Annotated in this window: 12 protein-coding genes; 7 read left to right on the top strand and 5 right to left on the bottom strand. The window is 71.1% G+C overall.

The window, feature by feature from the left end:
- Positions 1-64: 64 nt before the first annotated feature.
- The 3 genes from ACH34Q_RS22340 to ACH34Q_RS22330 form a co-directional block, all read right to left on the bottom strand.
- Entirely contained in the window at positions 65-1,480 is a 1,416-nt protein-coding gene (locus ACH34Q_RS22340; RefSeq protein WP_395984948.1) for a dihydrolipoyl dehydrogenase family protein, read from the bottom strand.
- Between the two features lie 100 nt (positions 1,481-1,580).
- Positions 1,581-1,787, bottom strand: a complete 207-nt coding sequence (locus tag ACH34Q_RS22335; RefSeq protein WP_395984947.1) for an alpha/beta fold hydrolase — start codon at positions 1,785-1,787, stop codon at positions 1,581-1,583.
- Complete coding sequence (locus ACH34Q_RS22330; protein ID WP_395984946.1) at positions 1,784-3,991, bottom strand: DUF4132 domain-containing protein; 2,208 nt, start codon at positions 3,989-3,991, stop codon at positions 1,784-1,786. The genes ACH34Q_RS22335 and ACH34Q_RS22330 overlap by 4 nt, the downstream gene beginning before the upstream one ends.
- A 365-nt stretch (positions 3,992-4,356) precedes the next feature.
- Here ACH34Q_RS22330 and ACH34Q_RS22325 point away from each other — a divergent pair, with 365 nt between their 5' ends.
- Positions 4,357-7,683, top strand: a complete 3,327-nt coding sequence (locus ACH34Q_RS22325; RefSeq protein WP_395984945.1) for a DUF4132 domain-containing protein — start codon at positions 4,357-4,359, stop codon at positions 7,681-7,683.
- Between the two features lie 69 nt (positions 7,684-7,752).
- On the opposite strand, the gene ACH34Q_RS22320 is transcribed toward ACH34Q_RS22325, so the two are convergent.
- Positions 7,753-8,157, bottom strand: coding sequence for a RidA family protein (locus ACH34Q_RS22320; RefSeq protein WP_395984944.1), 405 nt, complete (start codon positions 8,155-8,157; stop codon positions 7,753-7,755).
- Between the two features lie 147 nt (positions 8,158-8,304).
- Between ACH34Q_RS22320 and ACH34Q_RS22315 the strand changes: the two genes are divergently transcribed.
- The 3 genes from ACH34Q_RS22315 to ACH34Q_RS22305 all read left to right on the top strand — a co-directional run bounded on the left by ACH34Q_RS22315 (position 8,305) and on the right by ACH34Q_RS22305 (position 10,173).
- Positions 8,305-8,685: a winged helix-turn-helix transcriptional regulator gene (locus tag ACH34Q_RS22315; RefSeq protein WP_395984943.1), complete on the top strand. Its 381-nt coding sequence runs from the start codon at positions 8,305-8,307 to the stop codon at positions 8,683-8,685.
- Positions 8,686-8,868: 183 nt separating this feature from the next.
- Positions 8,869-9,453, top strand: a complete 585-nt coding sequence (locus ACH34Q_RS22310; protein WP_395984942.1) for a hypothetical protein — start codon at positions 8,869-8,871, stop codon at positions 9,451-9,453.
- 78 nt (positions 9,454-9,531) lie between these two features.
- Positions 9,532-10,173: a class I SAM-dependent methyltransferase gene (locus ACH34Q_RS22305; protein WP_395984941.1), complete on the top strand. Its 642-nt coding sequence runs from the start codon at positions 9,532-9,534 to the stop codon at positions 10,171-10,173.
- 275 nt (positions 10,174-10,448) lie between these two features.
- On the opposite strand, the gene ACH34Q_RS22300 is transcribed toward ACH34Q_RS22305, so the two are convergent.
- Entirely contained in the window at positions 10,449-11,021 is a 573-nt protein-coding gene (locus ACH34Q_RS22300) for a hypothetical protein (RefSeq protein WP_395984940.1), read from the bottom strand.
- A 208-nt stretch (positions 11,022-11,229) separates the two neighbouring features.
- On the opposite strand from ACH34Q_RS22300, the gene ACH34Q_RS22295 reads away from it, so the two are divergent.
- From ACH34Q_RS22295 to ACH34Q_RS22285, 3 genes are all read left to right on the top strand, one after another.
- Positions 11,230-12,435 carry a serpin family protein gene (locus ACH34Q_RS22295; protein WP_395984939.1) on the top strand — a complete coding sequence of 402 codons (1,206 nt, stop codon included), beginning with the start codon at positions 11,230-11,232 and terminating at the stop codon, positions 12,433-12,435.
- 316 nt (positions 12,436-12,751) lie between these two features.
- Positions 12,752-14,431 (top strand): alkaline phosphatase D family protein, encoded by a 1,680-nt coding sequence (locus ACH34Q_RS22290; protein WP_395984938.1) that lies wholly within the window; start codon positions 12,752-12,754, stop codon positions 14,429-14,431.
- The gene (locus ACH34Q_RS22285; RefSeq protein WP_395984937.1) at positions 14,428-15,297 is read left to right on the top strand and encodes a discoidin domain-containing protein; all 870 of its coding nucleotides are present in this window, start codon (positions 14,428-14,430) and stop codon (positions 15,295-15,297) included. Before ACH34Q_RS22290 ends, ACH34Q_RS22285 begins: the two co-directional genes overlap by 4 nt.
- Positions 15,298-15,340: the final 43 nt, after the last annotated feature.

The raw sequence follows: 15,340 nt of genomic DNA, 5'->3' as shown, positions 1-15,340 counted from the left end.
GTGTATCAGGGCGATGGCGGCGTCGCCCGTCCGCGTCGAGGGCCGACGCGGACGGGTTCGGGGCTCAGTCGCGGTAGGTCTCCAGGAGCCGGAGCCAGACCTCGCTGAGAGTGGGGAACGAGGGGACGGCGTGCCACAGGCGGGAGAGGGGGACCTCGGCGGTGACGGCGATCGTGGCCGAGTGGAGCAGTTCGGCGACGCCCGCCCCGACGAAGGTGGCGCCGAGGAGCGTCTCGCGGTCGAGGTCCACCACCGCACGGGCACGGCCCTGGTAGCCGTCGGCGTGCAGGGCGGCACCGGCCAGGTTGCCCATGTCGTAGTCGACCGCCCGCACCCGGCGTCCGTCACGGGTCGCCTGCTGAAGGGTGAGGCCGACGGAGACGGCTTCGGGATCGGTGAAGACGACCTGCGGTACGGCCCGCTCGTCCGCGGTGGCCACGCTGCGTCCCCAGTCGGCGATGTCCAGCGGGCGGGCGGCGGCGCGGTCGGCGATCACTCCGCCGAAGACGCGTCCCTGGTACTTGCCCTGGTGGGTGAGCAGGGCACGGCCGTTGACGTCCCCGGCCGCGTACAGCCACCCGTCCGGGACGCCGGCCGCCAGCCCGGTGGAGTCGACCTCGACCGGCCGGCCCGGCTCCAGGCCGACCGTCTCGAGCCCGAGGTCGGCGGTGGCCGGCACCCGGCCGGTGGCGAACAGCACCTCATCCGCGGTCACCGTCTCGCCGCCCTCCAGCGTGAGCGTCAGCGATCCGTCGCGGCGCACCGCGGTGACCGACGTACCGAACCGCACCTCCACTCCCGACGCCCGCAGGCTCTCGGTCACCAGTTCCCCGGCGAACGGCTCCATCCGCGGCAGCAGCCCTGATCCGCGCACCAGCAGCACCACTTCGCTGCCGAGCGCCCGCCAGGCCGTGGCCATCTCGCACGCCACCACGCCGCCGCCGACCACGGCCAGTCGCGGCGGCACCTGCGCGGACGCGGTCGCCTCACGGCTGGTCCAGGGGCGCGCCTCGGCCAGTCCCGGCAGATCGGGCAGCGCCGCGCGGGTGCCCGTGCACACCGCGACGGCATGCCGGGCGGTCAGCACCCGTCGCCCGCCCTCGGGAGTCCGCACGGCGACACGCTTGGGCCCGTCCAGCCGGCCGTGGCCGCGTACCAGCACCAGGCCCGCGCTCTCCAGCCAGCCGACCTGGCCGTCGTCCTTCCAGTGCGCGGCGAATTCGTCCCGGCGCTTGAGGACCGCCGCCGCGTCCAGACCTCCGCTGACCGCCTCGCGTGCGCCGGGCAGGCGCCGCGCGTCCGCCAGCGCGGCGGCCGGGCGCAGCAGTGCCTTGCTGGGCATGCACGCCCAGTACGAGCACTCCCCGCCGACCAGCTCGGCCTCCACGATCGCCACGCTCAGCCCGCCGGCGTGCGCCCGTTCCGCCAGGTTCTCCCCCGTCGGCCCGGCCCCCACCACCACGACATCGAACTCGTCCACAACGCCTGCCTCTCGTTCAACGCGACCTGTCGGTTCGTGCATCTTCCCTGGAATCCCCGGTCGTCTGCCGCCGGGCGCGCCCGGTCACCGGAATCGGCGGTCAGGCCGCGGTGAGCTTGCGGCCGAGGAAGTCGCGGATCAGGTCGGCGATCTCGGGGCCGTGGGTCGCGAGGGCGAAGTGGCCGGCGTCGAGGAGGTGGATCTCGGCGTCGGGCAGGTCGCGGGTGAAGGCCCTGGCGCCGTCCGGCCCGAAGATCTCGTCGTTCTGGCCCCAGACGACCAGGACGGGCGGCCACTTTGGGATCACATCAGGGCCGCCAGGTCCACCAGGAGTTCCGAGATGGGCACCGGGTCGCCGGGGGTGCCGGGCGGGGACTCGAACGCGACCGACTCCAGCCGCTGTTCGGGGAAGGTGTGGACCCTCCCCGCCACGATGCCCGGACTCAGCCTGATCACCAGGTCAGAGCCCGGGAGGTAGCGGTGAAGGGTGTACTCGACGCCGCCGTCCTCGACGGGGCCGCGTCTCCAGCCCTTGCGGGTGAGCCCGAGGAGTGCGCCGACGGGGACGGTGCGCCCGGTGAACCGGGCGAGCTCGCCGGTGCGGCGCTCCTCCTCGGTGAGCGTGTCGACCGGCCGGCCGAGCTGCGGGAACGGCTGGGTGATCAGGTAGTCGCCGAAGATCGCCGTCCAGGCGGCGACCGCGTCCGGCCCGAGCGCGGCCGGGTGGGCGATGGTGACCGTGGCGTCGTCGCCGGCGGTGAAGGCCGTGTCGTCGACGTCGGCGAGCGTGCGGTCCTCGGCGATGCGGAACGGGATTCCGCCGGCGCACCACACCAGCCCGCTCGCGATTCGCCACAGCAGCGGGTGGCCGAGCACGAACCGCCGGAAGTCCGCGCCGTTCCAGCGGTGGCCGTTCACCATGTGGTGTTCCAGCCGGTTGACCTGATCGCGGCCGAGGGCACGGGCGCCCTTGCGCAGTTCGGTGAACCGCTCGTATGCGGCGGTCGCCAGTACCGGGTCGTCCTTGGCGGCGGGCCGCGGCGCCATGGTGCGGCGCCCGCCGCCGTCATCGGTCACGTACGGGACGAGGGAGGCGTCGAACTCGACGGTGAATCGCCGGGGTCCGTAGTCGAGCAGGAGGGACCCGTCCCCTTCCAGGCCGAGGTCGTCGACGATGCGGTCGGCGAGCTCGCCGGCGGAGAGCCCGCGGGAGGTCGCGGCGTGCCGAAGGCGTTCCTCGGCGGCGGCGACACGGCCGGGCGGGCGGCCGCGGAGCGCGGTGCGGTGCAGCTCGCGCAGCGCCGCGTCGGTGGCGATCCAGCCGAGGACGCCGATCGCGTGCTTGTCGGTGCCGCCCGCGCCGGGCCACCGGCCCAGAACGTCGCCGAGCCGCGCGACGGTCGTGTCATCGGCGGTCCAGATGAACTGGTCGATCACCCAGCCGCTGCGCGAGGGCGTGCGGGCTCCCAGCCAGGCGTCGAACAGCGCCCAGCCGAACGCGGCCAGGGACCGGGGCTCCAACGCCTCCAGCGCTTCGGCGATCCCGCCGGGGAGCTGGGCCGGCGTGTCCCACAAAGCCCCGTACGAGAGGGAGAGCCCGCCGATGACGTTCTCGACGATCTCCAGCGGCAGTACCGACCCGTCGCGCAGCCGTAGTTCGGGCAGTACGTTCCGGTCGAGCCACGGGAGTTTCGGCGGCTGGGCGGGGCGCTCCGGCAGGCCGGCGGGGACCGCCGCTGGGGATGCCACAGAGAGCAGCAGGGCGACCGCCTCGGCGGCCTCGTCCCCGTGGTGGCGGGCGGCCTCGACGACCCGCTCCGCGCCGAGCTTCCCGGCCAGGGCGGTGAGCGCGGTGACGGCACGGTCGCGCAGGGCCTTCCCGGTTCCGAGGGCGTCCGGGACCAGGAACGGGACGGCGGCCGCACCGTGCAGGTCGAACCACTTCTCCGCGATCTCCCGTGCGGACTTGAGCCGGTGCAGCCAGTCCGCCATGAGCCGCGCGATCTGTACGTCGCGGAACGGCAGTAGCGAGTCGCCGTTGTCCTGGGGCCGGGACCGCACCTCGGCGAGAACGGCGTCCAGGGCCTCGCACTCGAAGCGGCTGAGGATTCCCGAGATGTCGCTCTGCATGTGCCAGCCGGTGGGAGCCGGCCGCCAGCCCGGAAGCAGCGGGCGGACGAGTTCCTCGGGTGCGTGCAGGAACATGGACCACTGGAGGGACGTGCTCAGCTCGCTCTTCTCATAGAGGTCGACGAGATGCTCCCAGCCATGGGAACGGACCAGGTAAGGCGCGTCGCCGGAGCTGGGCTTATCGATGTGGTAGCGCCTCCGCAGTTCCGGAGTCCAGGAGACGACGCGGTCGCCTGGCGGCGTCAGCCCCGCCATCTGCGGCGGCTTCCCTGCGGCGGCCCGCTTGGCGGCCCGTTCGGCCTTCTTCGCCGCTTCGTATTCGCGTAGCCGCAGCAGCCATGGCGGGTCGACGAGGACGGCGGGAATCCGGTCGGAGGTCATGGGTTCTCCAGGGTCAGGGCGGCCGGGACGGTCAGGAGTTCCGAGGCGCTGACGGGATCGAGCGCGTCGCCGGGCGGGTGATCACCCGGTCCGACCCATCGGACGCGCGCCTGGAACTTTCTGTTCCGGTCCGGTCCGAACAGGAGAGAGCCTGTTCGGCCCGGGAACCGGGCTTCAGGCTGTGAGCTGGGGCTTTGCTGCGCGATCAGCGACCGTTTCGGGGATGGTCGCCGTCCTGCAGAGGAACCTGCCCCGCCGTCCATGGAGTCGGCCGCCACGAGTGCCCCTGGTCGCACGGGTCCACGACCATGGAAATGGGCAGGTCTTAGCGATCTTGTCGGTGACCTCCTCTACGGTACGTCGTTATGACCGACCCTGCGGGCTCCGCTGAGGAAGCCCTCGTCGTGCCGGACAGCTGGCACCGCGTCCACCACCCGCGCCGCGACCGGCCAGGAGTCCTGGCGCCGCCCGCGCCCGCCACGGGCGCCGCCGAACGCGTGCTGCAGTTGGTGGACGGTGTCCGGGACGAGATCGAGGACATCCTCGCGCTGACCGGCACCCCGCCGCCGGTCGCCGATGAGGCCCGCGCCCACCTGCGCGGCGACCCCGCCCCGCGCGGCGCGGCGGCGGTCGCCATGCTCGCCGCCGTCCTGAACGAGCTGGAGCGCAAGGACGACCGCCTGTTCGCGTCGGTGTGGGTGGCCGAGCACGGCCTCCCCTTCGCCGCCGCGGCGTTCGTGGAGATGGGCGGTATCCATGCCGACTTCGACGTCGTCGGCATGGAGCGCCGGTGGAACGGCATCCGGTACGGGCCGGTAGTGGAGACAGGGAGCCCCTGGGTACTGAGCCGCGAGACCGCCCGGTGGCTGCGCACCCACCTCGCCGCCGCCCCCGACGACGTGTACGCCGAGGCCGTCGAGGGCCTCGGACGGCGGCGCGAGCACCTGCTGCAGCGGCTGGTCGGGGCCTACCTCGCGCCGACCCGCGGCGACTGGGTCCAGGAGCTGTGCAGGGAACCGGTCCTCCCCCGGGCCACCGGCGACGGCGCGCGCTGGATGCTGCTGTGCGCGCTCGGCGAGCCGCACCAGCTCACCGCCTTGACCGATCCGCTCGACTACACCAACCGCGGCCTGGATGTCATCGCGTCGCTGATCAACGGGATCGGGTTCGAGCCCCTCGTGCCGCTGCTCATCGAAGCCGCCGACGAGGAGTACGTCGGCGCCGACGTGCTGCGAACCGTTCTGGACGTGCTCGCCGCGCTGCCTTCGGACGAGGCGTTCCGGGCGCTCGCCGACCGGGCGGGCCGCCACGCCGTCCCGTCCGCCGTGCTGGACGCCGCCCGCCGCTTCCCGGCCCGCGCGATGCGCCTGCTGCCACAGGCGGCCGCCCCGCAGGCCGCCGACCTGCTGTCCGCGCACGTCCGCGCTCACCCCGAACTCGCCGGGGAGATGCTCCCCGGCCTACCCGCCGCCGCCCAGACGGCGATCCGGGAGACCCTGGACACGGACACACACCTCCCGCAGGCCAAGGACCTGCCACCGCTGCTGGCCGAGCCGCCGTGGACCCGGACCCGCCCGAAGACCAAGCCGGTCGTCATCAAGGGCCTGACCTCGTCCGGTGCCCGCGCCGCCACCTGGGAGCCGGGCGAGCGCGAGGCGTGGCTGGCCGAGGAGCCGTTCCTGTGGCGATGGGCCGACCGGCTCGACCCCGAGGAGCAGGCGGCGCGGTTCGCGTCCGGAACGCTGGTGAAGCACCAGGAGCCCGTGCTCTTCGTCAAGGGCCCGGAGGAGCTGGTGCGCCCGCTGCTCGACGGCTGGGAACCCCCGGACGCCTGGGATCCGGCCGACTGGATGCGGGTCATCGTCGCCCGCTTCGAGACCGACGCCGCCGACGCGGCCCTGTTCGCCGCTCGCCGCAACCCCGCCGGCGCCGCCGGGATCCTGCTGCCGCTGCTCACCGACGAGATCGCTCGAACCATGGCCGACTGGCTCGCCCGCCTCAAGACCGCCGGGCGGACGGCCCGCGCCTGGTTCACCCGCCATGGCCTCGCCGCCGTCCCCGCGCTCATCCCGGACGCGCTCGGCAAGGCCGGCACCTCCCGCCGCGCCGCCGAGACGGCCCTGCGCCTGCTCGCCGGGCGGCACGGCGCGGAGCCGATCAGCGAGGCCGCCCGCGTGCACGGCGACAGGGCCGCCGCCGCGATCGAGGCCATGCTCGCCGCCGACCCGCTCGACAACCTGCCCGGGAAGATCCCGGCCGCCGACTGGGCCGACCCGCGCGTGCTCCCGCAGATCCTCCTGCGCGGCCGCACGCACGCCCTCCCTCACGATGCCACCCGGCACGTCCTGACGATGCTGGCGATGTCCGGCCCTCGTGACGCGTACGCGGGCGTCCAGACCGTCCGCGAGCTGTGCGATCCGGCGTCGCTCGCCGAGTTCGGCTGGGCCCTGTTCCGCTGGTGGGAAACGTGGGGTGCCCCGTCCAAGGACGGCTGGGCGCTCACCCAGCTCGCTCTGACCGGCGACGACGAGACCGTCCGCCGCCTCACCCCGGTGATCCGGGCATGGCCGGGGGACGGCGGCCACGCCAAGGCGGTGACCGGCCTGGACGTCCTGGCCGCGATCGGCACCGACACCGCGCTCATGCACCTGCACGCGATCGCGCAGCGGGTGAAGTTCAAGGCGCTCAAGCAGCGCGCCCAGCAGATGATCGGGGAGGTCGCGGCCGAGCTCGAGCTGACCGCCGACCAGCTCGCCGACCGGCTCGTCCCCGACTTCGGCCTGGACGCCGCTGGCACCCTCACCCTCGACTACGGCCCGCGCCGCTTCACGGCCGGGTTCGACGAGCGGCTCAGGCCGACGGTCACCGACGAGGACGGCACGGCACGCAAGGCCCTGCCGAAGCCGGGCGCCAAGGACGATCCCGAGCTGGCTCCCGCGGCCTACAAACGCTTCTCGGCCCTGAAGAAGGACGTCCGCACCATCGCCGCCGACCGGATCTCCCGCCTCGAAACGGCCATGGTCACCCGCCACCGCTGGCCCCTGGGGGAATTCGGCGACCTCCTCGCCGGGCACCCGCTGATCCGCCATCTCGTGCGACGCCTGGTCTGGCTCGCCGAACACGAAGGCCGGACGACCGCCTTCCGCGTCGCCGAGGACGGCACCTACGCCGATGCCGCCGACGACTCCGTCACCCTCCCCGGACAGGCCGAGATCGGCGTCGCCCACCCGCTCGACCTCGGTGGCACCGTCCCCGCCTGGAGCGAACTGCTCGCCGACTACGAGATCCTGCAGCCGTTCCCGCAGCTGGGCCGTACCGTCCACACCCTCACCGACGCCGAACGCGAGGCCGGACACCTGGATCGCCTGGCGGGCCTGAAGGTTCCGGCCCACGCCATCCTCGGCCTGACCGGACGCGGCTGGGAGCGGGGCGTGCCGCAGGACGCGGGCATCGAATGCTGGATCTCCCGCCGAGTCGGCCCCGGCCGCCACGTCGTCATCGATCTCGACCCCGGCCTCCCTGTAGGCAACCCCGACGGCATGGGCGACCAGACCATCGACGGCGTCCAGCTCCGGGCGCGGCCCGAAGACGCCTACTTCGGCATACGTGACGACGACACGTCCCTCCTGTTCGGCGACCTCCACCCGGTGACCGCCTCCGAAATCCTTACCGACCTGCACACCCTCCTCTAGGCGAACGAGGAACCGCGCACAGGCCGGAGAAGGGCTCCTGGACGACCTCGATCACGACCGCGGCCGTCCTCAGTCGATGATCGCGGTGGCTTCGGCCTCGATGAGGATGCCGGGCTCGAAGAGGATGTCGACCCCGATCAGCGCGGCCGGCGGGGTGGCCATATCGAACTCGCGGGCCGCCTGTTCAACGCCGGCGTTGAAGGCGTCGTACATCTCCCTCTTCCAGCCTGCGGCGTACCAGGTGACCCGGACCACGTCGTGGAACGTCGCTCCCGCGGCGTCGAGTGCCTTGGCGAGGTTGCGGTAGACCTGGGCCACCTGCCCGGCGAGATCACCGGGTGCCACGAGCTCGCCGTTCTCGTCCCAGGCCACCTGCCCAGCGATATGAACCTGCCTGCTCCCCGTCGCCACCGCGACGTGGTGGTAGAGCGGGACTTGGACATGCCTGTCAGGGTTGATGAGCTGAACAGCCACACGATCTCCTCATTGCTTCATCGGGTAGGGAGCGCGGAGGCGGCGAGCCGTGGCGGGCCGCCCCGTACTCACTTGTGGTTACCCGGGAACCATAGGAGAGTGAGCGCTGACATGGAAGAACGCACTTTTCAGTGACAGGGGAACCAGATGGTGACCAAGCAGTTCACGGGCTCCTCCGACGACGCGGACCTGAGGCGCGCGGACTCCCTGGCGCGGGAGATCTTCTCGGATGTCGCCAACAAATGGGCGCTGCTGATCATCGAGGCGCTCGGTGAGCGCACCCTGCGCTTCAGCGAACTGCGGAACGAGGTCGAGGGCATCAGCCACAAGATGCTGACCCAGAACCTGCGCATGCTGGAACGCAACGGGCTGGCCGAGCGGAAGGTGTACCCGACCGTCCCGCCGCGGGTCGAGTACACCCTCACCCAGCCGGGTCAAGGCCTGCGGGCCACGGTCGACCTGATCTGCGACTGGACGCACCAGCACATCGGTCACATCGAGGGTGCTCGGCAGCGCTTCGACGTCTGACGGCTTGGAGTCGATGGCCGGAGGACAGACCTTCGCGACTCTTACCTGAACTCCTGGTCCTCTTCCCGCGTTCACGGAGCCGGACATCTTGCATTCGGGTCGCCTGCTCGGAACGGACGGCCCCAGGCAACCGTCCGAGCCTGAGGATCGGTTCGACCGTGTTCGGGACGAAAGGCTCCCAGGGTGCTTGACAGGGTGTATCTCCGAGCGGCGGCGGTCGTCGCCGGGACCTTCGGTCTGGCGGTACTCGGGGCATGGGTGGACGAGGGCTTGGGCCGGGACGGCCTCGGCATGCTCGTCATCGTCATCGCGGCGCTGTTCTGCGGCTGCGCCACGTTCTGGTACGTCCGCGACTCCCCGGTCGGTTGTGCCGCCCTGTTCCTGGGGACCTTCGGTGCACTCGTGTTCGGGATCGGCCTCGGACTGGAGACCAACACCTACTTGCTGCGTCACAATGGAATCGACGCCGAATGCACGTTCGAGCAGCAACTCCCCCCGCCGAGCGAGAACGACAAACGATGGCGGCTGCGGTGCCCGGGAGGGCAGAAAGCCGATCTGACGACCAAGCGCCTGACCAGAGGGCCCGACGGTCTCGTTCCCGTGCGTTACGACCCGAGAGGCCGTACGGACGCCGTCGAGGCCGAGGTATGGGAGAGCAGGAGCAGCAATCCCTGGCCCCGGCTGATGCTGGTCGGCGGCGGAATCGCCGTCCTCTGCCTGCCGTTCGCCGCGGCCATGGGACGCCCCCTGGACGATGACAGTGCTTGAGGCCGACCACGAAGGATGATCGCCCGCCTCACTGCGAACTCCGCAGGTGACGCGGGAAGATTGGCTACCGTGTCGCCCATGCCCGACAGCTGGCTGTCCGATACCCGCTCTTCGTACGACACCGACGCGCCCGGATACGCCGAGAAGGTACGTGGCCTGCTGGGTGAGAGGCCTTACCTGCGCGCGAGCCTGGCGTTGTTCGCCGAGTTGGTCCACGGTGCCGGAGGCGGGCCGGTCGCCGATGTCGGCTGTGGGCCGGGCTACGTCACCGGCCATCTCCACGACCTCGGAGTGGACGCGTTCGGCATCGACATCTCGCCCGAGATGATCGCCATCGCGCGGCGGGACCACCCCGGCCTCCGCTTCGAGGTCGGGACGATGACCGCCCTCGACCTGGCGGACGGTTCGGTCGCCGGCGTACTCGCGTTCTGGTCCGTGATCCATGTGCCCGACCACGCCATGCCCGGCGTGTTCGAGCAGTTCCGCCGAGTGTTGCGCCCAGGGGGTCCGCTACTGGTCGGCTTCCACGTCGGTGACGAGACACGGCATACCTCCGAGGGCTACACGGGCCGTCCGATCAACGTTGACAGTCACCACCGCCGGCCGAGCAAGATCGCGGGCTGGCTGCGTGACGCGGGGTTCACGCTCGAGGCCGAACTGGTCATCGGGCCGGACGAGGACGGCCCGGGAGCCGTCATCTTCGCGCGCAACCGCGCCTGACCGCGCCCTCGCTCTAGCTGCGGAGGGTGGCGACCGCCTCATCGAAGAGGCGCTCGACATCGTCGGTCCCACCGGAGCGGTACCACGCGTCGGTGGCCGCGTCGACGCAGGCCAACGCGGCGCTGCGCAGTGAGGGCCGCACCCTGGAACTTGTCGCTCAACACCTCCCGGCCGGCACGGATCTGCTGAGCTTTCTCCCTCCCTCCACACGGACGAGTGACCAGTAAGCGCACCGCAGCAGAGGTGGTCTCCCGCTGGGTGTATCAGATGGACCGTCAAAGCCGGCGATTCCTTCGTTCCATCGGACTCGGGGCATCGTGAAGGAAGCCGGTGGCCTCGTCGTCTGGTTCGGCCACGTTCCAAGTGCTGGGCAGTGGTGCTTCGCAAACAGCACAGACGAAGTGATCGTCTTTGACGATGTTGCGCTGTCGGCATCGGAGGCAGCGGCGGAAGTCGATCGGATGAGTGAAGCCGTGGGGGTGATCGATGCCGGCGCGGTCGAGGGCGGCCTCGACCGCTGCCCAGGACGTGACGTCGGGACAGTAACCGGTGGACTGGTTACTGATCTCATGGACCAGCCATCGGCCTCGCTCGCGAGCGAACGTGATCTCCCCAGCGCTCAGCACCGGGCCGCCGTTCGCGCAAGCAACGTGTTCACTTCGGCGCGGCGCGAGCACGAGTGTCGTGGTCACATCGATGACAAAGGTGAACGGGTTCTCACGATCGTCCTGGGTTCGACCTTCCAGCCAGGCGGCGAGGTCGCCGTGACAAGCGATCGGATGTCCGTTGCTGCTGGTTCGAACTTGTTCGCGAATTTCGGCAGGGCCGACGTAATGGTAGCGGTTCATACGGAGAGAGTCTGTCTCAACTTCACCGGCATAGCCTTTCGAGGATTCCCGTAGTGACGGATGGTGCTCGGGCTTCGCGTTTCCCGGTGGATGGGTGGCGCTCGCTGTAGCGTCGCCGGGGTCGGTCGTCGCGCAGGGACGACCGCTCGTGGGCGGTGCGTGCGGCGCACTAGCATCGGCCCATTCGCGGCGGGCGGGAGATGAGCGCGTGATCCACGAGGTCGTACGGGCGTCCAACGAGCTGACGGGCAGATGGGCGCGGCACGCCTGCACCGGGGAGACGAGCGCGCTGTCGGGCGCCGGGCTCTGGCCGCTGCTGGCGCTGCTGGCCGCCGCGGCGGAGGGCACCGGGCGCGCCGAATTGCAGGAGGCCGTGGGCTGCGACGCCGCCGTCGCCGATCAGGGCGCGCGGGAGTTGCTGGAGGTGCTGGCGCGCGGCACCGCGGTCGATGGCGCGTTCGGGCTGTGGAACCGGGCCGGGCTGCCGCTGGAGCAGTGGTGGCTGGACGCCGCGCCCGGCGGGTCGCGCGGCGAGCTGACCGGCGACGCCGGAGCCGACCAGGCGCGGCTGGACGCGTGGGTCGAGCGGTACACGCGCGGCCGGCTCCAGCGGATGCCGGTGCAGATCAAGCCCGACACTCTCATGGTGCTGGCGACCGCGCTGAGCGTGGACACCGAATGGCGGCACCCGTTCCAGGACGTCCCGTTCCGGCCGCAAGAGAGCCCGTGGGCCGGAAGGCAGTTGGCCGGGCTGTACCGCAACGGCGACGACCTCGGCCCGCTCGCGCTCGCCGAGACGCCCGGCGGCCCGCTCACCCTCCTCACGGTGGCGGGCGTCGACGACGTCGACGTGATCCTGCTGATGGGCGGGCCCGAACGTGCGGCGGGCGAGGTGCTCGCGGCCGGAGTGGACGCACTCGACGGCCGGCACACGCTGCGGCAAGGCACCGACCTGCTCGCCGAGCCGGTCGCCCGCATGGCGCCGGGCGTGACGTTGACGATCGTCCCGTCGTACGGCCCCACGCCCATCCTGCGCACGGCGACCGTCCGGTTCGACATCACCGCCGAACACGATCTGCTGTCCGAGCCCGGCCTGTTCGGGCTGTCGGCCGTCTCCACCGACGCCTCGCGCGGGCACTTCCCCCGGATCAGCCCGGCGCCGCTGAAGATCGGCCAGGGCGCGCAGGACGTCAACGCCACGTTCACCGCGGAAGGGTTCAAGGCCGCCGCGGTCACCGCCTTCGCCGTCGCGGCCGGTGGTGCGCCGTCCGGAGCCGAGGCCCCCATGCTCGCCGCCGTGTTCGATCGGCCGTTCGGGTTCCTCGCCCGGCACCGCCCGACCGGCCTCGTCCTCGTCGCCGGCTGGGTCGCCGAACCAGCGGAGTGGTCGCGGGAGACCGACGTCTCCTGGTGACCTCCGCCGATCATCGGCGCGACACCGAACACCCACGGCCGAGCACGGAGACCAGGACCATCCGACGCGATCGAGTCGGCGGCCTCCTTCATGAGTATTCGCAGGTCGCATAGGGCGGCCGAGTTTCCGGTGCCTGCAGGTGGGGCTTCCGCGCGGCGCCGGGCCGTTCATGACCTTGCCGATTCCGCGCCCCGGATTGTTAACACGAAGGGGGAGACATTTCTCAATCTTGGCGTTATCTTAGCGTGAATCTAACAGGTGATCCTGATATGGACTCATTCCAGGATGAGGTCCACTGACGGAAGGGAAGCGGTAGGTGGGCAGAAACGTAGAGGTCGGGCCTGCTTTGAGCGATCCGGGCAGGCGGCGTTTCCTGGGGTACTCCGGGGTCGGGGCGCTGGCACTGGCGTTCGGGCCGTTGCAGGCAGAGCCGTCGACCGTGACCCGTGAGGTGTCCAGGTTCAAGGCGAATCCGTTCAGTCTCGGCATCGCGTCCGGCGATCCGCTGCCCGACTCGGTCGTCCTGTGGACGCGGCTGGCACCGGAACCACTGGCCTCGCTCGGCGGCATGCAGCCGCACCGCGTCCCCGTCCGCTGGCAGGTCGCCGAGGACGCGAGGTTCCGCCGGGTCGTCCGGCAGGGGACGGCGACCGCGAGGCCGGAGTACGCGCACTCGGTGCACGTCGACGTGCGCGGCCTGCGGCCCGGACGGGAGTACTTCTACCGGTTCCAGACCGGCAGCGAGATCTCACCGACTGGACGGACCAAGACCGCGCCCGCACCCGGGGCGACGGCGAGCGCGTTCGCCTTCGGGATGGTGTCGTGCCAGGCGTGGTTCGACGGTTACTACACCGCGTACGGCCACCTGGCCAAGGAAGACCTCGACCTGATCGTTCATCTCGGCGACTACCTGTACGAATACGGCGTCCAGACCAATGGCGGCAGGGCGGACACGCCGGTGCCGGCCAAGTTCCACACCCCCACCATTCACCTGTCGGACTATCGCGACCGGTACGCCCTCTACAAACTCGACCCGGAACTGCAGGCGGCGCACGCCATGGCACCGTGGATCGTCACCTGGGACGACCACGAGGTCGTCGACAACTACGCCGACCTCGCCCACCCGTCGGCGCCGCCGGCGGACTTCCTCGTCCGCCGCGCCAACGCGTACCGGGCGTACTGGGAGCACATGCCACTGCGGGCACTGGAGCCGTCCGGTCAGAGCATGTCGCTGTACCGCCGGTTCACCTTCGGCAAGCTGCTGGAGTTCAGCGTCCTTGACACCCGCCAGTACCGCAGTGACCAAGCATGCGGCGACGGCCTCAAAACCGACTGCGACCAGCGGCTGGACCCGTCCCGGACGCTGCTCGGCGACGCCCAGGAGGCGTGGCTGCTGGGCGGCCTCGGACAGTCGCAGGCGAAATGGAACGTTCTGGCGCAGCAGATGATGCTGTCGCAGGTCGACTTCAACACCGATCCCGGGCAGGCGTTCGGGATGGACCTGTGGGACGGGTACAAGCCCTCCCGGGACCGGTTGCTGAACGGGATCGTCGAGCGGAAGGTCAGCAATCCGATCGTGCTGTCGGGCGACTTCCACCGCAGCATGGCCGCGAACGTCAAGCAGGACTTCAACGACTCCGCATCTCCGACGATCGCGACGGAGTTCCTCGGCTCGTCCATCTCGTCCGGCATGGACGGGGCGGACATGGACGAGTTCGGCTCGCAGTTCCTCGCGGCCAACGACCACATCCGCTTCTACAACGGGCAGCGCGGATACATGACGTACAACGTCACGCCCGACACCTGGAACGCGTCCTACCGCGTCGTCCCGTACGTCCGGGAACGCGGCGCGCCCGTGTTCACCCGCGCGAGCTTCGCCGTCGAGGACGGCAAGCCCGGCCTGCAGGCCGACTCCCAGAGCGCGGCACGCGGCAAGAGGTACCTGTCCGCCTCCGAAGTCGAACCTCCCGAGCCGCTGAAGGGGAACCGCAAGTGAGCGTTCGCAAGCTCATCGCACTGCTGGCCGTATCGTTCACGGCGGTCGCCGGTGTCGCCGTGTACGGCGGCACGGCCTCCGCCGCCAGGCAGGGACGCGGGCCGGTCACGATGACGGTGCAGTCCGGGACGCTGGACGTGCTCGCCGCCCCGTGCGGAGGCAGGCCGCTGCTGGTCGACCTCACCAACCCCGGCTCCGAAGGCGCGTACGTCGACGTGTTCATCACGCCGGAGCGTCCACTCGTCACCTCGCATGACGTCATCTCGACCTACGTGCCGCCGAACGACAACGTCGTCCTCCGGGCGCAGGTCTCCGCGCCGCTCGGCTCCGCCGGAGGGACGCACGGCGTGTCGCTGCGGCTGGGTCCGCGCGGGCCACGCCAGCAGGCGGCCGTCACGGTCACGCCGAAGCCGTCCGGGCCGGGCGCCGACCTCGCCCTCGGCGGTCCCGTCAGCGCCTCGTCCACGCACGGCAACTTCAGCGTCTGCGGCGCCGTGGACGGCAACACCGACTCCGAGGACTGGTCCACGCGGACCGGCTGGAACGACGGCACGCGCACGGTGTTCCCGGACACCTACACGGTCGAGTTCGGCGGCCCGCGGCCGATCGACCGGATCGTCCTGTACACGCTGGACTCCGCGCGCTACCCCGCCGCCCGCAACGGCCTGAAGGACTTCGACGTCCAGACGCTCGGCAGCGGCGGCGAGTGGACGACGGTGTCGAGCGTCCGCGGCAACACCACGGGCCGGGTGGAGATCTCGCCCGATCCGGTCGTCACCACCGCGTCCGTACGCATCGTCGCGCTCGCGTCCAACAGCGGCGACTACTCCCGCATCATCGAACTGGAGGTCTACCAGGACGCGTGATCGCCGCCGTTCGCCGCCATGAAGCGGCCCGGCCCAGGGCGCC

Source organism: Actinomadura sp. 9N407 (genome assembly GCF_044326315.1).
Lineage (GTDB): Bacteria > Actinomycetota > Actinomycetes > Streptosporangiales > Streptosporangiaceae > Spirillospora.
The sequence above is the reverse complement of the archived record's forward strand: the minus strand, read 5'-3'. Positions and strand labels throughout refer to the sequence as shown.

Bases quoted from the DNA above. Each gene is read 5' to 3' on its own strand.
- ACH34Q_RS22330 (WP_395984946.1), bottom strand. From the start codon at position 3,991: ATGACCTCCGACCGGATTCCCGCCGTCCTCGTCGACCCGCCATGGCTG.
- ACH34Q_RS22325 (WP_395984945.1), top strand. From the start codon at position 4,357: ATGACCGACCCTGCGGGCTCCGCTGAGGAAGCCCTCGTCGTGCCGGAC.
- ACH34Q_RS22315 (WP_395984943.1), top strand. From the start codon at position 8,305: ATGGTGACCAAGCAGTTCACGGGCTCCTCCGACGACGCGGACCTGAGG.
- ACH34Q_RS22305 (WP_395984941.1), top strand. From the start codon at position 9,532: ATGCCCGACAGCTGGCTGTCCGATACCCGCTCTTCGTACGACACCGAC.
- ACH34Q_RS22300 (WP_395984940.1), bottom strand. From the start codon at position 11,021: ATGAACCGCTACCATTACGTCGGCCCTGCCGAAATTCGCGAACAAGTT.